Raw genomic sequence first — 22433 nt, forward strand, 5'->3', positions numbered from 1 at the left:
GAATTCTTCAGTGAACGTTTTGACTGACATAAACACTCCTTCATTAGGCCTCCATTATGAGGCAAAAAAGTGTCTACGAAACCCGGGTCTATTCAGTGGCGAGCATGACAGCATCAATCTCTGGGATAAGAGGAGGCAGACAGATTTGCCATGCACCTGGCTCTTCAGGTATCCCGGTTGGGGCATACAGTCGGTTCAGGCACTCTTCCCATGAATAGGTGGTCAGAATACGTTTTACTTCACCTGAAAATCCGTAACACCTGCTGAAAAACTCAATACACGGAACAAGGAGTTTAGCTCCGTTGGTTAGGTCAAATTCAATGACCCAGCTTTCAGGAAGATGTAGGCTATCGGGTTTGTAGAGTTCCGTTGGAAAAACTGAAGCATCTTGGGCATTTTGAAATCGCCAGCCACTGTCAAAATTAAGTTCGAATGGTTTTTCCTGCAAATGGCTTTGCTGGACACAGACACCATTGTGCCAAACGGATCCAATACTGAAAAAACTGAGGTCCTGTGACCTGCTCCCCGTTGATTAATACACCGTGATGTTAGTAATGTCTTCATCAGCAACGTGAGGGCATCTCCATGAAGAAGCGTTTTTCCGACGAACAGATCATCAGTATTCTCCGCGAGGCTGAAGCCGGGGTATCCGCCAGTGAACTTTGCCGCAAGCACGCCATTTCCGATGCCACATTTTACACCTAGCGTAAGAAGTTTGGCGGCATGGAAGTCCCTGAAGTTAAGCGGCTTAAGTCGCTTGAAGAGGAGAATGCCCGACTCAAGAAGCTACTTGCCGAAGCCATGCTGGATAAGGAGGCGCTTCAGGTGGCTCTTGGGCGAAAGTACTGACGACAGACCAGAAGCGGGAAGCTGTGGTGTTGATGTGTGATGCGACGGGTCTGTCGCAACGTCGAGCCTGCAGGCTGGCTGGTTTGTCCCTGTCGACTTGTCGCTATGAGGCGCAGCGTCCGGCGGCTGATGTGCATTTATCCGGGCGCATCACTGCGCTGGCGCTTGAGCGTAGGCGTTTCGGTTACCGCCGTATATGGCAACTACTGCGTCGGGAAGGTCTGCATGTTAATCATAAGCGTGTGTACCGCCTTTATCACCTCAGTGGCCTGAGTGTTAAGCGCAGAAGACGTCGTAAAGGACTGGCAACAGAACGTCTGCCACTGTTCCGTCCGGCTGCTCCTAACCTGACGTGGTCGATGGATTTCGTCATGGACGCACTGGCCACCGGACGCAGGATCAAGTGCCTGACCTGCATCGATGATTTCGCCTGACAGTCACTGCTGCGTTCGGTATATCGGGCATTCAGGTCACACGTATTCTGGACAGCATCGCGCTGTTTCGTGGCTATCCGGCAACGATCAGAACAGATCAATCAGGGACCAGAGTTTACCTGTCGGGCACTGGACCAGTGGGCCTTTGAGCATGGCGTTGAGCTTCGGCTAATTCAGCCGGGTAAGCCGACACAGAATGGGTTTATCGAAAGCTTTAATGGCCGATTTCGGGATGAGTGTTTGAATGAGCACTGGTTCAGCGATATCGTGCACGCCAGAAAAATCATTAACGACTGGCGGCAGGACTATAACGAGTGTAGACCTCATTCCTCACTGAATTATCAGACGCGAGCGGAATTTGCAGCGGGCTGGCGAAATGGAAAAATTGAAGGTAAACAAACCGACATTACTAACTGACTATTGTGTTTAATACTGGGGGCAGGTCATGGGAAAGGTAAAAAAAACAGGCCGAAAAGGTCAGGGGCGTGTACAGAGAAGAAGTAAAAAAACAATGGAAGTTGTACATAAGCCACTGCGTAAGAGAGTGAATGGAATCATTCTATGGTTAGCAGCAACCGGCATTCTTACAGTAATAGGTGGTTTCATCTTCGATTTTTTTACGGGAGATGTACAAGTTGAGTATGTTAAGTCTTCGGGAAGAGGCTATGAATTCAAACTTGTTAACGATAGTTCGACTGCTCAAGTTGTAGAAAGGTTTAGGATATCTCCCGATTTTAGTCAGAAGTTGCTATTTAAAATTAATAAGTCAGTATATGGTGAGTTTACTGAAAATGGAGTTTCATTGCCTGGTGGTAACTCTACTTATATGCCAGCTTTTGAATACAAAGAAATGGATGGTTATGTATTACATGCGAAATCCGAAGTGAGTTTCCGTGTCCCTCCTCTTGTCGCAAGAGATTATATGGTTCCTGAGTCTATAGTTGTATTTGCAGATTACAGTACGAAAGCAGAAAATAAATATATGGCAAAGATAGAATCTATTCTGACGGTTTTTAATCTCAGAGATGCTAAGAAAAGGAAAAAATATCTGGTTGTTGAAAATTATTGGACTCCACTTGATCATGGTAATGAAATTAATGCAATAAAGAATGCGTGCCGAGATGATGATGTATTTGCAAAGTCGGCAATCTGTAAGACGTAACTTATGGGCTAGTAAGTCGTTGTATTCAATGTAGTGTTTCTGGTTCTTCAGTGAACTAAGGGGTAAATCCGCTTTTAGATGACATTTTCAAGCTGATCAGCGATTTTCATGATTTTTGACCAATCGGAATCACTGTAACGATGTCCTTCAATCTCAAGGGAGGTCTTCGCATTGTTCATGGCTGATTCTGCGATTGAACGGCGGCTTACCGTTCGAGGACCGCCATTCGGGCCGCGAATGTACACGATGACGTTGCCAGAAGTATTGTTTCGCGCTGAGCGGGTAGTCATTTTGATTCTCCTGATGACATGGTTTGAATATCTGACCTTCAGTATATTCCTCAACCTAATTTCTTCAAATAGATACCTTTGGAACCTCAGCATTCTTGGCGATGACGTTTTTTAATTCCCGGCAGAGTCGCATTAATTCCTATAAAATATCTTTTATTTCTATAAATGACAGCCGCCGCCAACCAGCGCTGCCATCGAAGCACTGTGATGCGGTGCACGAAACGGCCGCTGTCGCCACGGCAGCGCTTGCGCGGGATGGTGCAGCAGGCTGGCGACGGCGATGCTCTCCAGCGCCTCCCGGTCGGTCAGCGGGGGCAGCAGGCCATTCAACCGGCTGGCCAGCATGGTCTTCCCGGTCCCCGGTGGGCCGACCAGCAGCAGGTTGTGGCCCCCGGCGGCGGCGATCTCCAGCGCCCGCTTCGCCTGTTCCTGGCCCAGAATATCTTGCAGATCGGCAGGCTCCTGCGTCGTCTCCGTTGCCGGCGGTGCGCTGGCTGCCGCCAAGTCACCCTTGCCCAACAGAAAGGCACACACCTCCAGCAGGTGTTCTGCCACAAGGGTTTCGCTCTGGGTAATCAACCCCACCTCCCGGCCATTGGCCGCGGCCAAAATCAATTGCCTGCCCGCATCCAGCGCCGCTAACGCGGCGGGTATCGCGCCACTGACTCCCCGTAGTGCACCGGATAACGCCAACTCTCCCAGGAACTCATAACGAGCCAGCTTATCGGCCGGCAACTGTTCTGAGGCCGCGAGGATCGCCAGAGCTATTGGCAGGTCGTAGCGGCCGCCTTCCTTGGGCAGATCGGCGGGGGCCAGATTGACGGTGATGCGCCGGGCAGGAAAGGTGAAGCCGTTATTGATCAAAGCGCTGCGCACCCGATCGCGGGCTTCTTTCACCGTGGTTTCCGGCAGGCCGACCATGGTCAGGCCGGGTAGCCCGTTGCTGATATGCACTTCCACCGTAACCGAAGGGGCCTGAACGCCCAGTGTGGCTCGGGTATAGATAACCGCCAGTGCCATGTTGCTCTCCTTGCTGAAGGCAACATGATGCGGGAGATGGGCCAGTGGGGTGCGGCAAGCTTGGGGTATTTGCGTAGCGAGTCGTAATTAAAATCATCAATTTCATAAAGATAACGAATTTTTGTGCAGAGCTGCGCAAAGGGTGGCAATACCCCCTAACAATTGCGTGAATGCTGCAACAAAGTAGCAGGCTAACCAAGTTGCAGTGAGAGGGGAAATGGGTGTATTTAACAATTGATTAAAATAAAAATCACTTCGTTAACAAACTCCGACCGCCGTCGCCTTCCGACACGGCAGCCACTAAACCTCATGACCTCGTATTCCAGAGTAGGGATAACACTATGTTTGGTTGGACCCCGCTGCAACGCAATGCAGCCATCGCCAGCTTTTCAAGCTGGACGCTTGATGCTTTCGATTTTTTCGTGCTGGTCTTTCTGCTCAGCGATATCGCGCAATCTTTCCATGTCGGCATGGAAGAGGTGACGTTGGCGATCCTGCTGACGTTGGCAGTACGCCCGATTGGCGCACTGATCTTCGGCCGGGCGGCGGAAAAATATGGCCGCAAACCGATTTTGATGCTGAATATTGTCTTCTTCTCGATCTTTGAACTGTTGTCCGCTGCGGCACCGTCGTTGACGGTATTCCTGATACTGCGGGTGTTGTACGGCGTGGCGATGGGGGGGATCTGGGGCGTAGCATCGTCGCTGGCGCTGGAAACCATTCCGGACCGCTCGCGTGGCCTGATGTCGGGTATTTTCCAGGCCGGTTACCCCTTTGGGTATCTGTTGGCGGCGGTGGTGTATGGCCTGCTGTTTGAGGTGATTGGCTGGCGTGGGATGTTCGTGATCGGCGCAGCACCGATTTTACTGTTGCCGTTTATCTACTACTGCGTGCAGGAATCGCCGGTGTGGCTGGCGGCGCGTGAACGTAAGGAAAGCAGTGCACTGCTGCCGGTGCTGAAGAGCCACTGGAAGCTGTGCGGCTACCTGGTGTTGCTGATGGCGGCATTCAATTTCTTCTCGCACGGCACCCAGGATATGTACCCGGTGTTTTTGAAAGTTCAGCACGGTTTCGACCCTAAAACCGTCAGTATCATCGCCATTAGCTACAATATCGCGTCAATTATCGGCGGTGTTTTCTTTGGTGCGCTATCGGAGAAAATTGGCCGCCGGAAGGCGATTATCATTGCCGCGCTACTGGCATTGCCGGTGATCCCGCTGTGGGCATTTTCCAGCGGCTCGCTGATGCTGGGGATTGGCGCTTTCCTGATGCAGTTCATGGTGCAGGGAGCCTGGGGCGTGATACCGACTTATCTCACCGAACTGGTGCCAGCCAATACCCGTGCAGTGCTGCCGGGGTTTGTTTACCAACTGGGTAACCTGATTGCTTCGGTCAACGCCACGCTGCAGGCGACGATTGCCGAGCACCATGGCCATAATTACGGGCTGGCGATGGCGATCATTGCCGGCACGGTGGCCCTCGTTATTGCGCTATTGGTGTTCTTGGGTAAGGACACGGGCGGCAAGGCGATCTCGGGTGAAGCGAAATCTTCGGGTGTGCAGGCTAACGTTTGAAATTCGGGCATTTTGCACGAGGTATGACCAGATTGCGCCGGATAATAACGCAAAAAAAGTGTTGTCATGCCGCGCGGGACTATGGTACCTCTGTAGGTATTAGTTCGAAACGAGCACAGTGAACAAACTTATTATGAAAGCCTTTGCCCAAGTGATTAGCCTAGTCGTGATTAGCGTGGTGGTGATTATTATCCCACCGTGCGGGGCTGCACTTGGACGAAGAATGGCTTAGAAAACAAGCCGGAATCGCAAGAGAACCCCCGCACCGAAAGGTCCGGGGGTTTTTTATTGGCAAGAGAAAAGTGAAGCGAGGATAAGACAATGAATAACAGAACAAAATCCTGCATTTGTCGAAGTAAGGCGGGGAAATAACTATGAATGGGGCTCAGTGGGTAGTACAAGCATTGCGTGCACAGGGAGTTGATACGGTATTCGGCTACCCGGGTGGCGCAATCATGCCGGTCTACGATGCATTGTATGACGGCGGGGTGGAACACCTGCTGTGCCGCCACGAGCAAGGCGCCGCGATGGCCGCCATTGGTTATGCCCGCTCAACCGGCAAGGTCGGCGTTTGTATCGCCACTTCCGGCCCTGGCGCCACCAACCTGATCACCGGCCTGGCCGATGCGCTGCTGGATTCTGTTCCGGTGGTGGCGATTACCGGCCAGGTGGGTTCTGCACTGATTGGTACCGATGCCTTTCAGGAGATCGATGTCCTCGGCCTGTCTCTGGCCTGTACCAAACACAGCTTCCTGGTGGAATCACTGGACGCGCTGCCGGGTATCATGGCGGAAGCCTTTGCCATCGCCAGCAGCGGCCGCCCTGGCCCAGTGCTGATCGATATCCCGAAAGACATTCAACTGGCTCAGGGTGAATTACATCCGCACCTGATGCCGGTAGTGGAAGAACTGCATTACCCGGCAGCGGAGTTGGCGCAGGCCGCCGAATTGCTGGCTCAGGCGCACAAGCCGATGTTGTACGTCGGTGGCGGTGTTGGCATGGCGCAGGCGGTACCGGCGCTGCGTGAGTTTATCGCGGTGACCCAAATGCCCAACGTTGCCACGCTGAAAGGGCTGGGCGCACCGGACGCGGAGCAGCCGTATTATCTTGGTATGTTGGGGATGCACGGCACCAAAGCCGCCAATCTGGCGGTACAGGAATGCGATTTGCTGATTGCCGTTGGCGCGCGTTTTGACGATCGCGTGACCGGCAAACTGAATGCTTTTGCCCCGCACGCCAAGGTGATCCACATGGATATCGACCCGGCGGAAATGAGCAAATTGCGTCAGGCACACGTGGCGCTGCAGGGGGATTTGAAAGCCTTGTTACCGGCGTTGCAGCAGCCGCTGAATATCACCGCCTGGCAGCAGCGAGTGGTTGAACTGAAAGAAACCCATACCTGGCGCTACGATCACCCAGGCCAGCCGATCTACGCGCCGCTGCTGTTGAAGCAGCTGTCCGAGCGCAAGCCCGCTAACAGCGTGATCACCACCGATGTGGGCCAGCACCAGATGTGGACTGCACAGCACATGACCTTTGAACGTCCGGAGAATTTCATCACCTCCAGCGGTTTGGGCACCATGGGCTTTGGCGTCCCGGCCGCGGTTGGCGCCCAGATGGCCCGCCCGGAGGATACGGTGATCTGCGTATCGGGCGACGGTTCGTTCATGATGAACGTGCAGGAATTGGGCACCATCAAACGCAAACAGTTACCGCTGAAAATCGTTCTGCTGGATAACCAGCGCTTGGGGATGGTTCGCCAGTGGCAGCAACTGTTTTTTGACGGGCGCTACAGTGAAACCAACCTTTCCGATAACCCCGATTTCCTGATGTTGGCCAATGCCTTCGGTATCCCGGGCCAGCGTATCACCCGTAAAGACCAGGTTGCAGACGCGCTCGATGCCTTATTCAACAGCGAAGGGCCTTACATGCTGCATGTGTCGATCGATGAGCTTGAAAACGTCTGGCCGCTGGTGCCACCGGGTGCCGGTAACGAAACCATGTTGGAGAAAATATCATGATGCAGCATCAACTCTCGATCCAGGCCCGTTTTCGCCCTGAAATGTTAGAACGCGTATTGCGCGTCGTGCGTCATCGTGGCTTTCAGGTTTGTGCTATGAATATGGCAACGGCTGCAAACACCGACAAGATTAATATTGAATTGACCGTTGCCAGCCAGCGCCCGGTGGATCTACTGTCATCTCAGTTGAGCAAACTGATGGATGTCTCCTGCGTTGAGATCCAGCAACAAACATCACAACAAATACGCGCCTGATGCGCGAGAAGGATAAGAATAATGACGAAGAAAGCCGATTACATTTGGTTCAATGGTGAGATGGTTCCCTGGGCTGACGCCAAAGTGCACGTGATGTCGCATGCCTTGCACTACGGCACTTCGGTGTTTGAAGGGGTCCGTTGCTACGACTCCCATAAAGGTCCGGTGGTATTCCGTCACCGTGAGCATATGCAGCGCCTGCATGACTCGGCAAAAATCTACCGCATGCCGGTATCGCAAAGCGTTGATGAGCTGATGGAAGCCTGTCGCGCCACGCTGCGTAAAAACAATCTGGTCAGTGCTTATATTCGTCCGTTGGTGTTTGTTGGTGATGTCGGCATGGGGGTTAACCCACCGGACGGTTACAAAACCGACGTGATTATCGCGGCGTTTCCTTGGGGCGCATACCTGGGTGAAGAGGCGCTGGAACAAGGCATCGATGCGATGGTTTCGTCCTGGCACCGCGTGGCACCAAATACTATCCCAACGGCGGCCAAGGCCGGCGGTAACTATCTTTCCTCTCTGCTGGTGGGCAGTGAAGCGCGCCGCCACGGTTATCAGGAAGGGATTGCACTGGATGTGCACGGCTATATTTCCGAAGGCGCAGGTGAGAACCTGTTTGAAGTGAAAGATGGCGTATTGTTCACCCCGCCGTTTACTTCTTCCGCGCTGCCGGGTATCACCCGTGACGCCATTATCAAGCTGGCGAAAGACATGGGCTTTGAAGTGCGTGAGCAAGTGTTGTCACGCGAGTCGCTGTACCTGGCCGACGAAGTGTTCATGTCCGGGACCGCCGCAGAAATTACCCCGGTTCGCAGCGTTGATGGCATCCAGGTCGGTATTGGTAAATGCGGCCCGGTAACCAAACAGATCCAACAGGCGTTCTTTGGCCTGTTCACCGGCAAGACCGAAGACAAGTACGGTTGGCTGGATCCGGTAAATCCATAAAAATTAACGACAGACACGCATAAATGGGCGGTTCGTTCGCCGCCCAATACAGAATACATTTGGAGTGAAGAGCATGCCTAAGTACCGTTCCGCCACCACCACCCACGGCCGCAACATGGCAGGTGCCCGCGCATTATGGCGCGCGACCGGAATGACCGACGACGATTTTGGTAAACCCATTATTGCGGTGGTCAACTCATTTACCCAGTTCGTTCCGGGCCATGTGCATCTGCGTGATTTGGGCAAGCTGGTTGCCGAACAGATCGAAGCCTCAGGCGGCGTCGCCAAAGAGTTCAACACCATTGCGGTGGATGACGGTATCGCTATGGGCCACGGCGGCATGCTCTATTCCCTGCCGTCGCGCGAATTGATCGCCGACTCGGTTGAATACATGGTGAATGCCCACTGCGCGGATGCGATGGTGTGTATCTCCAACTGCGACAAAATCACCCCGGGGATGCTGATGGCGTCACTGCGCCTGAACATTCCGGTGATTTTCGTTTCCGGCGGCCCGATGGAAGCCGGCAAGACCAAGCTGTCCGACAAGATAATCAAGCTGGATTTGATCGATGCCATGATCCAGGGTGCCAACCCGAACGTCAGCGATGCCGACAGTGCGCAGATCGAACGTTCCGCCTGTCCGACCTGCGGCTCCTGTTCCGGTATGTTCACCGCCAACTCGATGAACTGTTTGACCGAAGCGCTGGGCCTGTCCCAGCCGGGTAATGGCTCGCTGTTGGCGACCCACGCTGACCGTAAGGATCTGTTCCTCAACGCCGGTAAACGCATCGTTGCGCTGACCAAGCGCTACTACGAGCAGGATGACGAAAGCGCACTGCCACGCAGCATCGCCAACAAGGCCGCGTTCGAAAACGCCATGACGCTGGACATCGCCATGGGCGGCTCGACCAACACCGTGTTGCACCTGCTGGCGGCGGCTCAGGAAGGCGAGATTGATTTCACCATGGAAGATATTGATCGTCTGTCACGCAAGGTACCGCACCTGTGCAAAGTGGCGCCAAGCACCCAGAAATACCATATGGAAGACGTACACCGTGCCGGTGGCGTATTGGCCATCCTGGGCGAGTTGGATCGTGCGGGTCTGTTGAACCGCGACGTCGACAACATCCTGGGCCTGAAGCTGACGGAAACGCTGAATCAGTACGACATCATGCTGACTCAGGACGAAGCGGTGAAGAAAATGTTCCGCGCCGGCCCGGCAGGTATCCGCACGACTCAGGCGTTCTCGCAGGATTGCCGTTGGGACACGCTGGACGATGATCGCGCAGAAGGCTGTATCCGCTCGCTGGAAAATGCCTTCAGCCTGGAAGGTGGTCTGGCCGTACTGTACGGCAACATGGCATTGGACGGCAGCATTGTAAAAACCGCCGGTGTCGATAAAGACAACCTGACCTTCCGCGGTCCGGCAAAAGTGTACGAAAGCCAGGACACCGCGGTAGAAGCGATCCTCGGCGGCAAAGTGGTTGCCGGTGATGTAGTGGTGATCCGCTACGAAGGGCCGAAGGGCGGGCCGGGCATGCAGGAAATGCTCTATCCGACCACTTACCTGAAATCCATGGGGCTGGGTAAAGCCTGTGCGCTGATCACTGACGGTCGTTTCTCCGGCGGTACCTCGGGCCTGTCTATCGGCCACGTTTCTCCGGAAGCGGGCAGCGGTGGCCTGATTGCGCTGATTGAAGATGGTGACATGATCGACATCGATATTCCAAAACGCAGCATGGTGCTGGACGTGACGGACAGCGAACTGGCGGCACGCCGTGAAGTTGAACTGGCGCGTGGCGATCAGGCCTGGACACCGAAAAATCGTGAGCGTCAGGTTTCCTTCGCTCTGCGTGCCTACGCCACACTGGCGACCAGCGCCGACAAAGGTGCCGTGCGCGACAAGAGCAAGCTGGGAGGCTAAGCACCATGGCGGAATCGCAACCCCTACCCGACGCCCCCTGTGGCGCGGAGTATTTGCGAGCGGTGCTCCGCTCGCCGGTTTACGAGGTGGCTCAGGTCACCCCGTTGCAGGCCATGAGCAAAATCTCTTCGCGCCTCGGCAATACCATTTTGGTGAAGCGCGAAGATCGTCAGCCGGTGCACAGCTTCAAGCTGCGCGGGGCTTACGCGATGATCGCCAGCCTGAACGAAGAGCAAAAGGCGCGCGGCGTGGTGACGGCCTCGGCCGGTAACCATGCGCAGGGCGTGGCCTACTCCGGTAAACGCTTAGGGATCAAAACGCTGATCGTGATGCCGGTAACCACCGCGGACATCAAAGTGGATGCGGTGCGTGGCTTCGGCGGCGAAGTGCTGTTGCACGGTGCCAATTTTGATGAAGCCAAGGCCAGAGCGATTGAGCTTTCGCTCAAGCAGGGCATGACCTTTGTGCCGCCGTTCGATCACCCAACGGTGATCGCCGGGCAGGGCACGCTGGCGATGGAGCTGCTGCAACAAGACGCGCATCTCGATCGGGTGTTTGTGCCGGTGGGCGGTGGCGGTCTGGCGGCGGGCGTAGCGGTATTGATCAAGCAGCTGATGCCGCAAATCAAAGTGATCGGCGTGGAGGCGGAAGACTCCGCCTGTCTGCGTGCGGCGCTGGATGCCGGGCATCCGGTGGATCTGGCCCGCGTTGGGCTGTTTGCCGAAGGCGTGGCGGTAAAGCGCATCGGTGATGAAACTTTCCGCCTGTGCCGGGAATACCTGGACGATGTGATCACCGTCGACAGCGATGCCATCTGCGCAGCGGTCAAAGATCTGTTTGAAGACGTACGTGCCATTGCCGAACCCTCCGGTGCGCTGGCACTGGCCGGGCTGAAAAAGTACGTACAGCAGCACAACATCCAGGGGGAGCGCCTGGCGCACGTGCTGTCCGGTGCCAACCTGAACTTCCACGGTTTGCGCTATGTGTCGGAACGCTGCGAGTTGGGCGAACAACGCGAAGCCCTGTTGGCCGTGACCATTCCAGAACAGAAGGGCAGCTTCCTGAAGTTTTGCCAACTGCTGGGTGGGCGCTCGGTCACCGAGTTCAACTACCGCTACGCCGATGCAGATAACGCCTGTATTTTCGTCGGTGTGCGTCTGACGCGCGGCCATGCCGAACGACTGGAAATCATCGATGAGTTGCATGCCGATGGTTATCAGGTGGTGGACTTGTCCGACGATGAAATGGCCAAGCTGCATGTGCGCTACATGGTCGGTGGGCGGCCTTCGAAGCCGTTGCGCGAGCGCCTGTACAGCTTTGAGTTCCCGGAGTCACCGGGCGCGCTGTTGAAGTTTCTGCAGACCTTGGGTACCCACTGGAATATTTCACTGTTCCACTACCGCAGCCATGGCACCGATTTTGGCCGCGTGCTGGCAGGCTTTGAGCTGTCGCAGACCGAACCCGAGTTTGAGCAGCACCTGCAGGCGCTGGGCTACGACTGCCACGATGAAACCGACAACCCGGCGTTCCGCTTCTTTTTACAGGGCTAAGAAAACCGACAAGGACGGCGCATGACAGATAAATTTAACGGCTTTAGCCAGCAGGGCCTGAATTTTCTCCAGCAGGTACGCATCGAGAATGACAAGGAGTGGTTTGAGGCCAACCGCGGCGTTTACGATAGCGAACTGCTGACGCCGTTCCGTTCGCTGGTGGCGGAGTTGAGCCCGGCCATGTTGGCGATCGATCCCCTGTTCGAAATCCGTCCGGCGATCGGCAAAACGCTGTCGCGCATTCACCGCGACACGCGTTTTTCCCACGATAAATCGCGTTACCGCAGCCGCATGTGGCTGACGTTCAAACGGCCAAGCAAAGACTGGAAGGACGCGCCGGTGTATTTCTTCGAACTGGGGCCGGACATGTTGCGTTACGGGCTGGGTTATTACAGCGCCAACAAACCGACCATGGATCTGTTTCGCCATACGCTGCAACGCCGACCGCAGCCCTTTTTAGAGGTCGCGGCCTGCTGTCAGCCACCGTTCGAGCTGGTGGGCGAAAGCTACAAGCGACCGTTGGTGAAAGAGCAGGCGGCAGAAATTGCTACCTGGTACAACCGCAAATCCTTTGCGGTGATGGCGACCGACAGTCAGGTGGAAAAGCTGTTCAACGCCGGTTTGGTACAGACCCTGGCGCAGGGTTTCCTGCAGTTGGAGCCGCTCTACCACTGGTTGATGCAGGTAGAGGCGATGAAGCAGGTCGATCCCTCGGATCTATGAATAACCCGTCGTCTTTCAAGCCACAGCGTTGTTACCTGCACTCGCTCACTTAAGTAAGCTCCTGGGGATGAACGAGCTTGGCGCCTAGCTGTAACTTGAAATCCATAGGGTGTTTTTATCTTTATTTATCAAATGATAGCGAATCAACGGTCGTTTAAAGTAAGCGCCAGAAAGCGTCGATCAGCGGATCGCTGAGGCGTTTTTTCTGCACGCAGACCCCCAGTTCGAACGGCTCGACCATGGAAATATTTTCCAGCTGCGAGATGCGGTTACGCACCGGTTCCGGGCTATTTTCTACCACTACGCCGGGGATCAGCGCGATGCCGCAGCCCAGCGCCACCATCGAAACGATGGCCTCATGGCCGCCAACGGTGGCGTAAATCAGTGGGTTGGTGATGCGCTGGCGACGGAACCACAGTTCGATGCGTTTTCGCGACGGGCCGTGCTCCGGCAAAATAAACGGAATATTGGCCCAGTCGGGCTGCTCGACAAACGCCTGACTGCGTACTGCGCAGGGCAACGCCGGAGCAATCAGCACCAGCGGGATCTCACCTATTTTGGTGAATGCCACGCTGGTGGGCAGGGTTTCGGGCCGGCCGGCAATGCCGAGATCAGCCTCGTTGGACTGCACCTTGTCGACCGCATCGGCAGCGTCACCGGTGGTCAGCTTGATTTCGACCAGTGGATGCTGCGCGCGGAAGCGATCGAGGATCGGCGGCAGGTGGCTGTAGGCGGCAGTGACCGAGCAAAACAGCCGCAATTCGCCGCTTAGCGAAGGGCCGTGTTGGCCCAGCGAATGTTTCAGTTGCTGGTATTGCAGCAGCGTCTGCTGGGCAAAGTCTTTTAGCTGTTCACCGGCGTCGGTGAGTTGCACGGTGCGGTTATCGCGCAAAAACAGCGGTTGCCCGAGGATTTCTTCCAGTCGTTGGATTTGGCGGGACAGCGTCGAAGGACTGACGTGCATCGCCTTGGCGGTGCGGCCAAAGTGATGGCTTTCAGCCAGATGGAGGAACAGCTTTAAATCACGCAAATCCATATCAGTACGCTCGCAGCAAGAGTGTTGCATAAATTGCAATGTCACATTCGTAATATATCAATTTAAGCAACGCGTTTCCTGTTATACATTGAGTTTAACGAATCTCCGCACAGACAGGGCGGGGAATGAAAATAACATGTAAGACACAACATCTAACGGAGTACCACCATGGCTAACTATTTCAACACATTGAACCTGCGTCAGCAGTTGGCGCAATTGGGTAAATGCCGCTTTATGGCACGTGACGAATTCGCTGATGAAGCCGGCTACCTGAAAGGCAAAAAAGTGGTGATTGTCGGCTGTGGCGCCCAGGGTCTGAACCAGGGCCTGAACATGCGTGACTCTGGCCTGGATGTGGCTTATGCCCTGCGTAAAGAAGCCATCGATGAAAAACGTCCTTCATGGCGTAAAGCGACCGAAAACGGCTTCAAAGTCGGGACCTACGAAGATTTGATCCCACAGGCAGACCTGGTGGTTAACCTGACGCCGGACAAGCAGCACACCTCGGTAGTTCGTGCCGTACAGCCGCTGATGAAAGACGGCGCGGCGCTGGGCTACTCTCACGGCTTCAACATTGTTGAAGTGGGCGAGCAGGTGCGTAAAGACATCACCGTGGTGATGGTAGCGCCAAAATGTCCGGGTACCGAAGTGCGTGAAGAATACAAACGTGGTTTCGGCGTGCCGACCCTGATTGCGGTTCACCCGGAAAACGATCCTAAAGGCGAAGGCATGGCGATTGCCAAGGCCTGGGCAGCAGCGACCGGCGGCCACCGTGCGGGCGTATTGGAATCTTCCTTCGTTGCCGAAGTGAAATCTGACCTGATGGGTGAGCAAACCATCTTGTGTGGCATGCTGCAGGCGGGTTCACTGCTGTGCTTCGACAAACTGGTTGCTGAAGGCACCGAGCCGGCTTATGCAGAAAAACTGATTCAGTTCGGTTGGGAAACCATCACCGAAGCGCTGAAGCAGGGCGGCATCACCCTGATGATGGATCGCCTGTCCAACCCGGCCAAACTGCGTGCCTATGCGCTGTCTGAGCAGTTGAAAGAGATCATGGCGCCTCTGTTCCAGAAACACATGGACGACATCATCTCCGGCGCTTTCTCCGGTGGCATGATGGCTGACTGGGCAGAAGACGACGTGAAACTGCTGAACTGGCGTGAAGAGACCGGCAAATCGGCGTTCGAGAATGCGCCACAGTTCGAAGGTAAAATCAGCGAGCAGGAATACTTTGACCATGGCGTACTGATGGTTGCTATGGTGAAAGCCGGTGTTGAGCTGGCGTTTGAAACCATGGTTGACGCGGGCATCATCGAAGAATCTGCTTACTACGAATCACTGCACGAACTGCCGCTGATCGCCAACACCATTGCGCGTAAGCGTCTGTACGAAATGAACGTGGTTATCTCCGATACTGCAGAATACGGTAACTACCTGTTCGCCAACGCGGCTGTGCCGTTGCTGAAAGAGTTTATGACGACGCTGCAGGCGGGCGATTTGGGTAAATCCGTTGCCGGTACTTCAGTAGACAACGCGCAACTGCGTGACGTGAACGAAGCGGTGCGCAATCACCCAATCGAATCCGTTGGCCGCAAACTGCGCGGGTATATGACCGATATGAAACGTATCGCGGTGGCAGGCTAAAACCCGTGCAAATCGGGTCGAACATGTTCGACCCCTACCATGTCAGGGGATGAAACTGTAGGGGCGCTGCATGCTGCGCCCGTTCAGATCGGTTCGATTTATCGGATCAATTAAAAAGGCCAGCATCGTTGCTGGCCTTTCGCATTTTATTGCGGCATCGCGGCCAGTGGAATAATGGCCCCGGGGTACTGGATCACCGTGCTGGCGGTCAGATGACCGCGCTGCGCCGCCTGCACGGCATCACCGCCGGTTAAGCGTATCGCCAGATAACCGGCACTGAAGGAATCGCCCGCCGCGGTGGTATCCACCACTTTTTCTTTCGGCAAACGCACCGCCGGGATCTCAAATTCACTGCCTTCGGCGCTAAATACCAGGCAGGAATCTGCGCCGCGTTTAATCACTATTTCCGTCACGCCCAGCTGTTGGGTGCGCTGTACCACCTGTTCCAGCGGGAGTTTACCCCACAGCAAGTCCTCGTCATCCAGCGTCAGGAAGGCAATGTCGGTACAGGCCAGCACCTCGCGGTACGCCTGCTGTGTTTCTTCCCAGGTTTGCCACAGGCGGGGTCGATAGTTGTTATCGAAAATCACCTTGCCGCCGTTAGCGCGACACTGTGTTAGCAATGCCAGCAATTTGCTGCGGCTGGCGGCGTCGAGGATCGCCAGACTGATGCCGCTCAGGTACAGATAATCGAATTGGGCCAGTTGCTCGCACAGGCTCTCCGCTTGCGGGCCTGCCAGCCAGTAGCGAGCGGCGGCATCATTGCGCCAGTAATAGAAGGTGCGTTCGCCGGTTTCATCGGTTTCAATCACGTACAGTCCTGGCAGCTTGTTTTCCAGCCGCTGGATTAGCTGGGTGTGAACCTTTTCCTGCTGCCAGGACTGCAGCATTTCCTGGCTGAAACTGTCGGTGCCGAGTGCAGTCACGTAATGTACCTGCAGCGCGCTTTCTGCCACCTGGCGGGCGATATAGACGGCAGTGTTTAAGGTATCGCCGCCAAAGCCGCGGCTCAGATCCGCGCCTTTCTGCGACAGTTCAATCATGCATTCGCCGATCACGGCAAGGTTTTGGGGGGTCATAGTCAACAAGCCCTGGCTGAAAGAAGAAGATGGATAGGGACGAAATGCAGCCAGTCTCAATGCAAGGGGCAGGGAGAGTCAATGAAAATAAAACAACGTTTTAATTTATTTATGATCGCGATCGGGAAACTAAAAAGTTTCCCGATACGGACCCCATCTCCGCCTGCTATTTAGCGGCGGCGCGCAGGTCGGTGACACTGTGGCCACCGATGCCCCAGTTGTCGGTTTCTACCTCATCAATCACCACCACGGTGGTGGCCGGGTTTTTCCCCAGGGTATCTACCAGCAGTTGGGTGACGCCGGCGATCAGCTGTTTCTTTTGCTCCGGCGTCGCGCCTTCGCGGGTAATTTTGATATTTACGTAGGGCATGGTTTTCTCCTTGGATGTGCATACGCTATTCAATGTAGAAGGCTTTCACCGCTGCTTAAAGTTTTATTGCCCGCTGCCGATAAATCTGGGGGGCGATCCTGCAGCCTGAGCATTTTCATTTCCCTTCGATGGCGATAGTACCAATGACAACCAAGATGACTTCGGGTCTGCTGGCGCCACTCCTCGCCGTATGCTCGCATATCAAGGCGCAGCATTATTGGCGGCAATGCCGACGGCAGTACACCTTCCAGCCGATCTACCGCACCTGTGGCGCTTTGCTGGCGCTGGAGCTGCTAACTGCGGTGTATCACCCGTCCGCGCCGGATAAGCCACTGTCCCCGGAGCATTATTTTGCCGCCCTCGACGTCCGTAAACGTCTGCAGATCATTCAGGAGCAGCTGGTTCTGCTCCAGCATTGGCAGCCGCTGCTGAGTCGCCATGGGCTGATGGTCTCGGTCAATATCGACGGTATTGCACTGCAGGCGTTGCAGCAGCACGCTGTGTTGCAACGGCAGATTGCCAGCATGCCCTATCTGCGCTTTGAGCTGGTGGAGCACGCCGGGATGGCGTTAAACGGGCCGCTGCAGCAGATTGCCGGTGCAGAGCGGCTGTGGCTGGATGATTTCGGCAGTGGCCTGGCGAACTTCTCTGCGGTCAGCACCTGGCGTTATCAATACATCAAGGTGGCGCGTGAGCTATTCACCTTGCTCAAACAGACAGAAGACGGCGTCCAGTTGCTTTCCACCCTGGTCAAAATGATGAATCAACACAGCGAAGGGGTGATCGTCGAAGGGGTGGAGACTGAGCAGGAGTGGTTGCTGGTGCAGCGCTCCGGCGCACTGGCTGCTCAGGGTTACTATCTGTCTCGCCCGGCCCATTTCGATACTCTGCAAACCTTGCCTACACAATTTTCCATGCCTGCCGCCTGATACCGCTCTCCCGCTAAAGCGTGAACTCTTGCCTATCCTCGGCTAGGCTTGGTAAAGCCACTTATCAATTTATGGGTAAGTTATCGCGTTCAGGGAGCCGTTATGACAAGAACAGGAAAAGCGTTCACTTGGGTTGGCGGCATTGTGCTGCTGGTCATCGCCGCGTTGGTGGTCTTTGTGCTGACCTTCGACTGGAACCGTCTCAAACCGACCATCAATGACAAGGTGTCGGCCGAGTTACACCGTCCATTCGCCATTGGTGGTGATTTGGGTGTGGACTGGTCGCGCGATAAAGATGAAAGTGGCTGGCGTTCCTGGGTGCCGTGGCCGCGTATTCATGCCGAAGATGTCGTGCTGGGCAACCCGAAAAATATTCCGGGCGACAGCATGGTGCAGTTGCAACGCGTCGAAGCCCGCATCTCGCCGCTGGCGCTGTTGGGTAAAGAAGTGTTGATCCCGCGCATTTGGCTCAAACAGCCGAACGCCAGCTTGCAGCGGCTGGCCAACGGCGAGAATAACTGGACCTTTAACCTGGCCGGTGATCCTGACCAGCCCCCGTCCGCCTGGTCGGTAAACATTCATGATATTGTCTTCGACCGTGGTCACATTGCTTTCAAAGACGCCACGCTGAAGGCCGATTTTCGCGCGGAGATTGATCCGCTCGGCAAGCCTTTGCCGTTCAGTGAGGTAACCGGTAAAAAGAGTGCCGGTACTCTGATCCCTGCCGACTATATCTTTGGCTGGAAGGTGAAAGGTAAATACAACGGCGAGCCGTTGTCGGGCAGCGGCAAGATAGGCGGCATGCTGTCATTGCAAAATGCCGAGGTGCCGTTCCCGCTGCAGGCCGATGTGCGATCCGGTTCCACCCGGGTGGTGGTGGCGGGTACGCTGTCCGATCCGATGAACCTCGGTGGGTTGGACCTGCGGCTTAAATTCTCCGGCGACAGTCTGGGCAACCTGTATGCTCTCACCGGCGTGCTATTGCCGAATACCCCGCCATATTCCACCGATGGTCACCTGACTGCCCGGCTGCACGAGAAAGGCGGCGCGGTGTTCCAGTACCAGCAATTCGACGGCAAAATTGGCGACAGCGATATCCACGGTGATTTGAAATATGTCGCCAGTAAACCACGGCCCAAATTGAGTGGCGAAGTGCTGTCAAAACAGCTGCGTTTTGCCGATCTGGCCCCGCTGATTGGCGCCGATTCCAATACGGAAAAAGCCGGTCGCGGTGAGAAGAGCCGTCAGCCGGCCGGAAAAGTGCTGCCGGTAGAGAAATTTGATACCCAAAGCTGGCAGGTGATGGATGCCGACGTCAAATTCACCGCCAAACGCATTGAACGCGGCAGCTCACTGCCGCTGAGCGATCTCTATACCCATCTGCAATTGGATAACGGCGTCATCCTGATGGATCCGCTGCGCTTCGGCGTGGCGGGCGGTAACCTCAATTCAACCGTCCGTCTCGACGGCAGTAAAAACCCGATGCAGGGTCGGGCAGATATGCATGCGCGTAAATTCCAGCTCAAGCAGTTGCTGCCGGATGTGGGATCGATGAAACGCAGCCTGGGGCAACTGAACGGCGATGCCAAACTGACCGGCAGCGGTAATTCGGTGGCCGATCTGCTGGCAACCAGCAGCGGCGATCTGCGCATGGTGATTAATAACGGGGTGATCAGCCGCAGCCTGATGGAAATCCTCGGGTTGAACGTCGGCAACTATCTGGTGGCGCAGCTATTTGGTGACGACGTCGTGGGGATAAACTGCGCGGCGGCGGATGTCGGTATCCGTGACGGCGTGGCGGCACCGCGGCTGTTTGTGTTCGACACCGAGAACGCGATTATCAATATCAGCGGCAATACCAACTTCGCCACGGAACGGCTGGACCTGTCCATCGATCCGGAAAGCAAGGGCATGCGGGTGCTGACGCTGCGTTCGCCACTGTACGTGAAAGGCACCTTCGCGCACCCGGATGCCGGTGTGAAGGCCGGCCCGCTGATTGCACGTGGTGCGGCGGCGGTGGCACTGGGCGTGGTGCTGACGCCGGCAGCGGCCCTGCTGGCACTGGTTTCCCCAAGCGAAGGCGGTGAGGAAAACCAGTGCGGGAAAATTCTGCAGCAGATGAAGCAAAAGAAATGATCACGAAAGCCCGCTGATAACCCGCGGGCTTTTTAATTCAGTACCTGGCAATCATGATCCTGGATCTCTTCCGCTGAGGCCAGGGTAAACGGCAGCAGGCTACGCTCGGTGGCCAGCAACAGAAAATCGCCGCCCGGCAATGCCGTCATCGCTAACCCAAAGCTCCCCATGCGGCTGTTTGCGCGTGCCACGCCCTCCGCCAGCAGGCGGAAAGCCCCCTGTTTTTGTAACTCTTCGGGCGTTACCCGGCGCACCAGATAATCATGGCCCAGCAGGCCGCCAGGCATCGGTTCCCACTGCTCGCTGTAATCCGCCGCATACTGCGCCAACTGCGTTTTTACCGACGGCAGCAGGCAGGAGATATGAATGTGCAACTGGTTCTGGGTCCGGCCATAGGCTGAATTAATCGCCAGCGAAATATTGGCGTCGTCGATCGCCTTGCCGTACTTATCGGCCATAAAGTGCCGTGCCTGCCAGGCTTGCTCAAAGAAGTTTGGAGTAGTGGCAGCCAGCACGGTGGGGCTTTCAATGCCGGTGATTCTGGCGCTCGGCATCAGCAGATACTGCAGCGGTCCATTGTGGTCTTTAAACACCACAAAGCCGGCCTGTGGGTCAACCTGCGCACAGGGTGCCGGATTATTATGCGCCTGCTGATTGGGCAGACACTGTTGGCTGACGATGCGCCACAGCGCGCTCGATTGGGGTGGTTTCACCCATATCCAAAGTGCCCCAGCAATCGCGATGGCGAACATTACCAACGGCGCAACGTACAAAAATAGTCTGCGGCGCAGAGACATGATTGATTTCCGTTTCCGTGAAAAGAGAAGCGTTCAGCATAGTCTGATTTTATGACAGGAGACAACGCGGGAAGTGCGGCCCCACAGGAGGGACCGCCTTAGAAGGGTTACAGTGACTGGTCTCGGGTTTCTTTCATCAGCAACAGGGCGATCAGCGTGAGGCAGGCCATGGAGGCCAGATACAACCCGACGTAGAACAGACCGTAGTGGGTTGCCAGCCAGGTGGCGATATAAGGCGCGACTGCCGCCCCGAGGATCGACGCCACGTTGTACGAGAACGACGCCCCGGTATAACGGACTTCGGTCGGGAACAACTCCGGCAGCAGTGCGCCCATTGGGCCAAAGGTCAGGCCCATGATGCTCAGGCCACACAGCAGGAAGCCCATCACCAGCGCCTGGTTACCGGAGCCCAGCATGCTTGGGAACAGGAAGGCGAAGGCGATCATCAGCAGGGTGATGACGATCATGGTCTTGCGGCGACCAAAAGCATCCGCCAGCAGGCCGGCAATCGGCACCATTACGCCAAAGCCAATCACCGCCACCATCAGCATCCACAGGAAGCTGTTGCGTGAGTACCCCAGCCCCAGCGGTGCCGCCGTGGTGCCGTAGGTCATCGAGTAAACCGTCATCAGATAGAACAGGGTATAGGTCGCCAGCATGATAAAGGTGCCGAGAATCGTTGCCTTCAGGTGTTTGCTCAGCAGGGTGCCGAGCGGAATTTTCACCTGCTTGCCGGCCTTGGCCACCTTGGCGAACACCGGCGTTTCATGCAGCGATACCCGCACATACAGGCCGATCAGCACCAGCGCGGCGGACAGGATAAACGGCACGCGCCAGCCCCATTCCATAAACTGTTGGTCCGTCAGCAGCCAGGAGAGCAGCAGGAAGGTACCGTTAGCGAAAAAGAAGCCGATAGGTGCGCCCAACTGCGGAAACGAGCCGTACAGCGCCCGCTTCTTGGGTGGGGCGTTCTCGGTGGCCAGCAAGGCGGCGCCGCCCCATTCCCCTCCCAGACCCAGGCCCTGACCGAAACGCGCCAGCGCCAACAGGATTGGGGCGAAGATGCCAATGGTTTCGTAGCTTGGCAGCAGGCCGATCAGCACGGTGGAAATCCCCATGGTGAGCAGCGAGGCGACCAGCGTCACCTTGCGACCGACGCGATCGCCAAAGTGACCGAACAGCGCCGAGCCAATCGGACGTGCGATAAAGGCGACGGCAAAGGTGGCCAGCGATTGTAGCGTTGCGGTGGTGGGATCGCCCTGGGGGAAGAAGATATGCGGGAATACGATCACCGCCGCGGTGGCGTAAATATAGAAATCGAAAAATTCGATGGCGGTCCCGACCAGCGAGGCGACAATCACTTTTCCGCGTGAGTTAACCGGTGTTGACGCGTCGTCGGCGTCCAGAGTTGGTGCGATGGAGGCTTGCATAATTTTTCTTATATTTTGAATTTGTAAAAATCCATCTTAGTCATAGCAAAATGCCTTTTCAATGATGAAACTTTGTACAATGCCGTAATTAACCGGTTAAAAAGCTTAATGTTTCATTGGCGTGTTTAAGCATGGTTTTTAACGTTGCCAAATGAATGATTTGCAGACTGAACATCTGTAAAAGCCGGAAAGAAAAGTTAGCCTGTAGTTTGTTATGCTGGGTTTGGCAGGTGTGATGGTGGTTTTTTGGTTTTATATACTGG

At 55.5% G+C, this 22433-nt stretch carries 18 protein-coding genes and 3 pseudogenes; 13 read left to right on the top strand and 8 right to left on the bottom strand.

What is annotated here, in order from left to right; all coding sequences use genetic code 11:
* Nucleotides 1-88 precede the first annotated feature (88 nt).
* On the bottom strand, nt 89-448 hold the full coding sequence (locus OC597_RS17780; RefSeq protein ID WP_262209822.1) for a hypothetical protein: 360 nt from the start codon (nt 446-448) through the stop codon (nt 89-91).
* A 137-nt stretch (nt 449-585) separates the two neighbouring features.
* On the opposite strand from OC597_RS17780, the pseudogene OC597_RS17785 reads away from it, so the two are divergent.
* Nucleotides 586-1700 (top strand): annotated as a pseudogene (locus OC597_RS17785) (IS3 family transposase).
* A gap of 28 nt (nt 1701-1728) precedes the next feature.
* Nucleotides 1729-2445, top strand: a complete 717-nt coding sequence (locus OC597_RS17790) for a hypothetical protein (RefSeq protein WP_262209824.1) — start codon at nt 1729-1731, stop codon at nt 2443-2445.
* A 74-nt stretch (nt 2446-2519) separates the two neighbouring features.
* On the opposite strand, the gene OC597_RS17795 is transcribed toward OC597_RS17790, so the two are convergent.
* Together OC597_RS17795 and OC597_RS17800 are read right to left on the bottom strand one after the other, a co-directional pair.
* Nucleotides 2520-2735, bottom strand: coding sequence for a hypothetical protein (locus OC597_RS17795; RefSeq protein WP_262209825.1), 216 nt, complete (start codon nt 2733-2735; stop codon nt 2520-2522).
* Nucleotides 2736-2906: 171 nt separating this feature from the next.
* Nucleotides 2907-3755 (bottom strand): annotated as a pseudogene (locus OC597_RS17800) (YifB family Mg chelatase-like AAA ATPase); the annotation flags it as partial.
* Nucleotides 3756-4096: 341 nt separating this feature from the next.
* On the opposite strand from OC597_RS17800, the gene OC597_RS17805 reads away from it, so the two are divergent.
* The 8 genes from OC597_RS17805 (at nt 4097) to OC597_RS17840 (ending at nt 12749) form a co-directional block, all read left to right on the top strand.
* Nucleotides 4097-5329 (top strand): MFS transporter, encoded by a 1233-nt coding sequence (locus OC597_RS17805; protein WP_262209827.1) that lies wholly within the window; start codon nt 4097-4099, stop codon nt 5327-5329.
* A gap of 133 nt (nt 5330-5462) precedes the next feature.
* Nucleotides 5463-5561, top strand: coding sequence for an ilv operon leader peptide (ilvL, locus tag OC597_RS17810; RefSeq protein WP_015962288.1), 99 nt, complete (start codon nt 5463-5465; stop codon nt 5559-5561).
* A gap of 142 nt (nt 5562-5703) precedes the next feature.
* Nucleotides 5704-7350: an acetolactate synthase 2 catalytic subunit gene (gene ilvG / locus OC597_RS17815; protein WP_085119957.1), complete on the top strand. Its 1647-nt coding sequence runs from the start codon at nt 5704-5706 to the stop codon at nt 7348-7350.
* Nucleotides 7347-7604 carry an acetolactate synthase 2 small subunit gene (ilvM, locus tag OC597_RS17820; protein ID WP_012147433.1) on the top strand — a complete coding sequence of 86 codons (258 nt, stop codon included), beginning with the start codon at nt 7347-7349 and terminating at the stop codon, nt 7602-7604. Before ilvG ends, ilvM begins: the two co-directional genes overlap by 4 nt.
* A gap of 21 nt (nt 7605-7625) precedes the next feature.
* Nucleotides 7626-8552: a branched-chain amino acid transaminase gene (locus tag OC597_RS17825; protein ID WP_099065445.1), complete on the top strand. Its 927-nt coding sequence runs from the start codon at nt 7626-7628 to the stop codon at nt 8550-8552.
* 73 nt (nt 8553-8625) lie between these two features.
* Nucleotides 8626-10476 carry a dihydroxy-acid dehydratase gene (gene ilvD / locus OC597_RS17830; RefSeq protein ID WP_085119955.1) on the top strand — a complete coding sequence of 617 codons (1851 nt, stop codon included), beginning with the start codon at nt 8626-8628 and terminating at the stop codon, nt 10474-10476.
* 5 nt (nt 10477-10481) lie between these two features.
* Nucleotides 10482-12026, top strand: a complete 1545-nt coding sequence (gene ilvA / locus OC597_RS17835; protein WP_261260345.1) for a threonine ammonia-lyase, biosynthetic — start codon at nt 10482-10484, stop codon at nt 12024-12026.
* Between the two features lie 21 nt (nt 12027-12047).
* Nucleotides 12048-12749 (top strand): DUF2461 domain-containing protein, encoded by a 702-nt coding sequence (locus tag OC597_RS17840; RefSeq protein ID WP_262209829.1) that lies wholly within the window; start codon nt 12048-12050, stop codon nt 12747-12749.
* Between the two features lie 154 nt (nt 12750-12903).
* On the opposite strand, the gene ilvY is transcribed toward OC597_RS17840, so the two are convergent.
* A complete protein-coding gene (gene ilvY / locus OC597_RS17845) occupies nt 12904-13785 on the bottom strand; it encodes an HTH-type transcriptional activator IlvY (protein ID WP_261285870.1) in 882 nt (293 codons plus the stop codon).
* Nucleotides 13786-13953: 168 nt separating this feature from the next.
* Between ilvY and ilvC the strand changes: the two genes are divergently transcribed.
* Nucleotides 13954-15429 (top strand): ketol-acid reductoisomerase, encoded by a 1476-nt coding sequence (ilvC, locus tag OC597_RS17850; protein WP_099065452.1) that lies wholly within the window; start codon nt 13954-13956, stop codon nt 15427-15429.
* Between the two features lie 146 nt (nt 15430-15575).
* Here the strand turns inward: ilvC and kdgK are convergent, their stop codons facing one another.
* Entirely contained in the window at nt 15576-16508 is a 933-nt protein-coding gene (gene kdgK / locus OC597_RS17855) for a 2-dehydro-3-deoxygluconokinase (RefSeq protein ID WP_262209831.1), read from the bottom strand.
* Between the two features lie 166 nt (nt 16509-16674).
* Entirely contained in the window at nt 16675-16878 is a 204-nt protein-coding gene (locus OC597_RS17860; RefSeq protein WP_004951695.1) for a 2-hydroxymuconate tautomerase family protein, read from the bottom strand.
* A 143-nt stretch (nt 16879-17021) separates the two neighbouring features.
* Between OC597_RS17860 and pdeH the strand changes: the two genes are divergently transcribed.
* Together pdeH and OC597_RS17870 are read left to right on the top strand one after the other, a co-directional pair.
* Nucleotides 17022-17807 carry a cyclic-guanylate-specific phosphodiesterase gene (gene pdeH / locus OC597_RS17865; RefSeq protein WP_261260339.1) on the top strand — a complete coding sequence of 262 codons (786 nt, stop codon included), beginning with the start codon at nt 17022-17024 and terminating at the stop codon, nt 17805-17807.
* Between the two features lie 102 nt (nt 17808-17909).
* Entirely contained in the window at nt 17910-19943 is a 2034-nt protein-coding gene (locus tag OC597_RS17870) for an AsmA family protein (protein WP_262209834.1), read from the top strand.
* 32 nt (nt 19944-19975) lie between these two features.
* Here OC597_RS17870 and OC597_RS17875 read toward each other — a convergent pair.
* Both OC597_RS17875 and OC597_RS17880 read right to left on the bottom strand, forming a co-directional pair.
* Nucleotides 19976-20749, bottom strand: a pseudogene (locus OC597_RS17875) (CDP-diacylglycerol diphosphatase); the annotation flags it as partial.
* 98 nt (nt 20750-20847) lie between these two features.
* On the bottom strand, nt 20848-22170 hold the full coding sequence (locus OC597_RS17880; RefSeq protein ID WP_099065457.1) for an MFS transporter: 1323 nt from the start codon (nt 22168-22170) through the stop codon (nt 20848-20850).
* Between the last annotated feature and the right edge of the window lie 263 nt (nt 22171-22433).

The organism is Serratia proteamaculans (assembly GCF_946227095.1).
Classification (GTDB): domain Bacteria; phylum Pseudomonadota; class Gammaproteobacteria; order Enterobacterales; family Enterobacteriaceae; genus Serratia; species Serratia proteamaculans_E.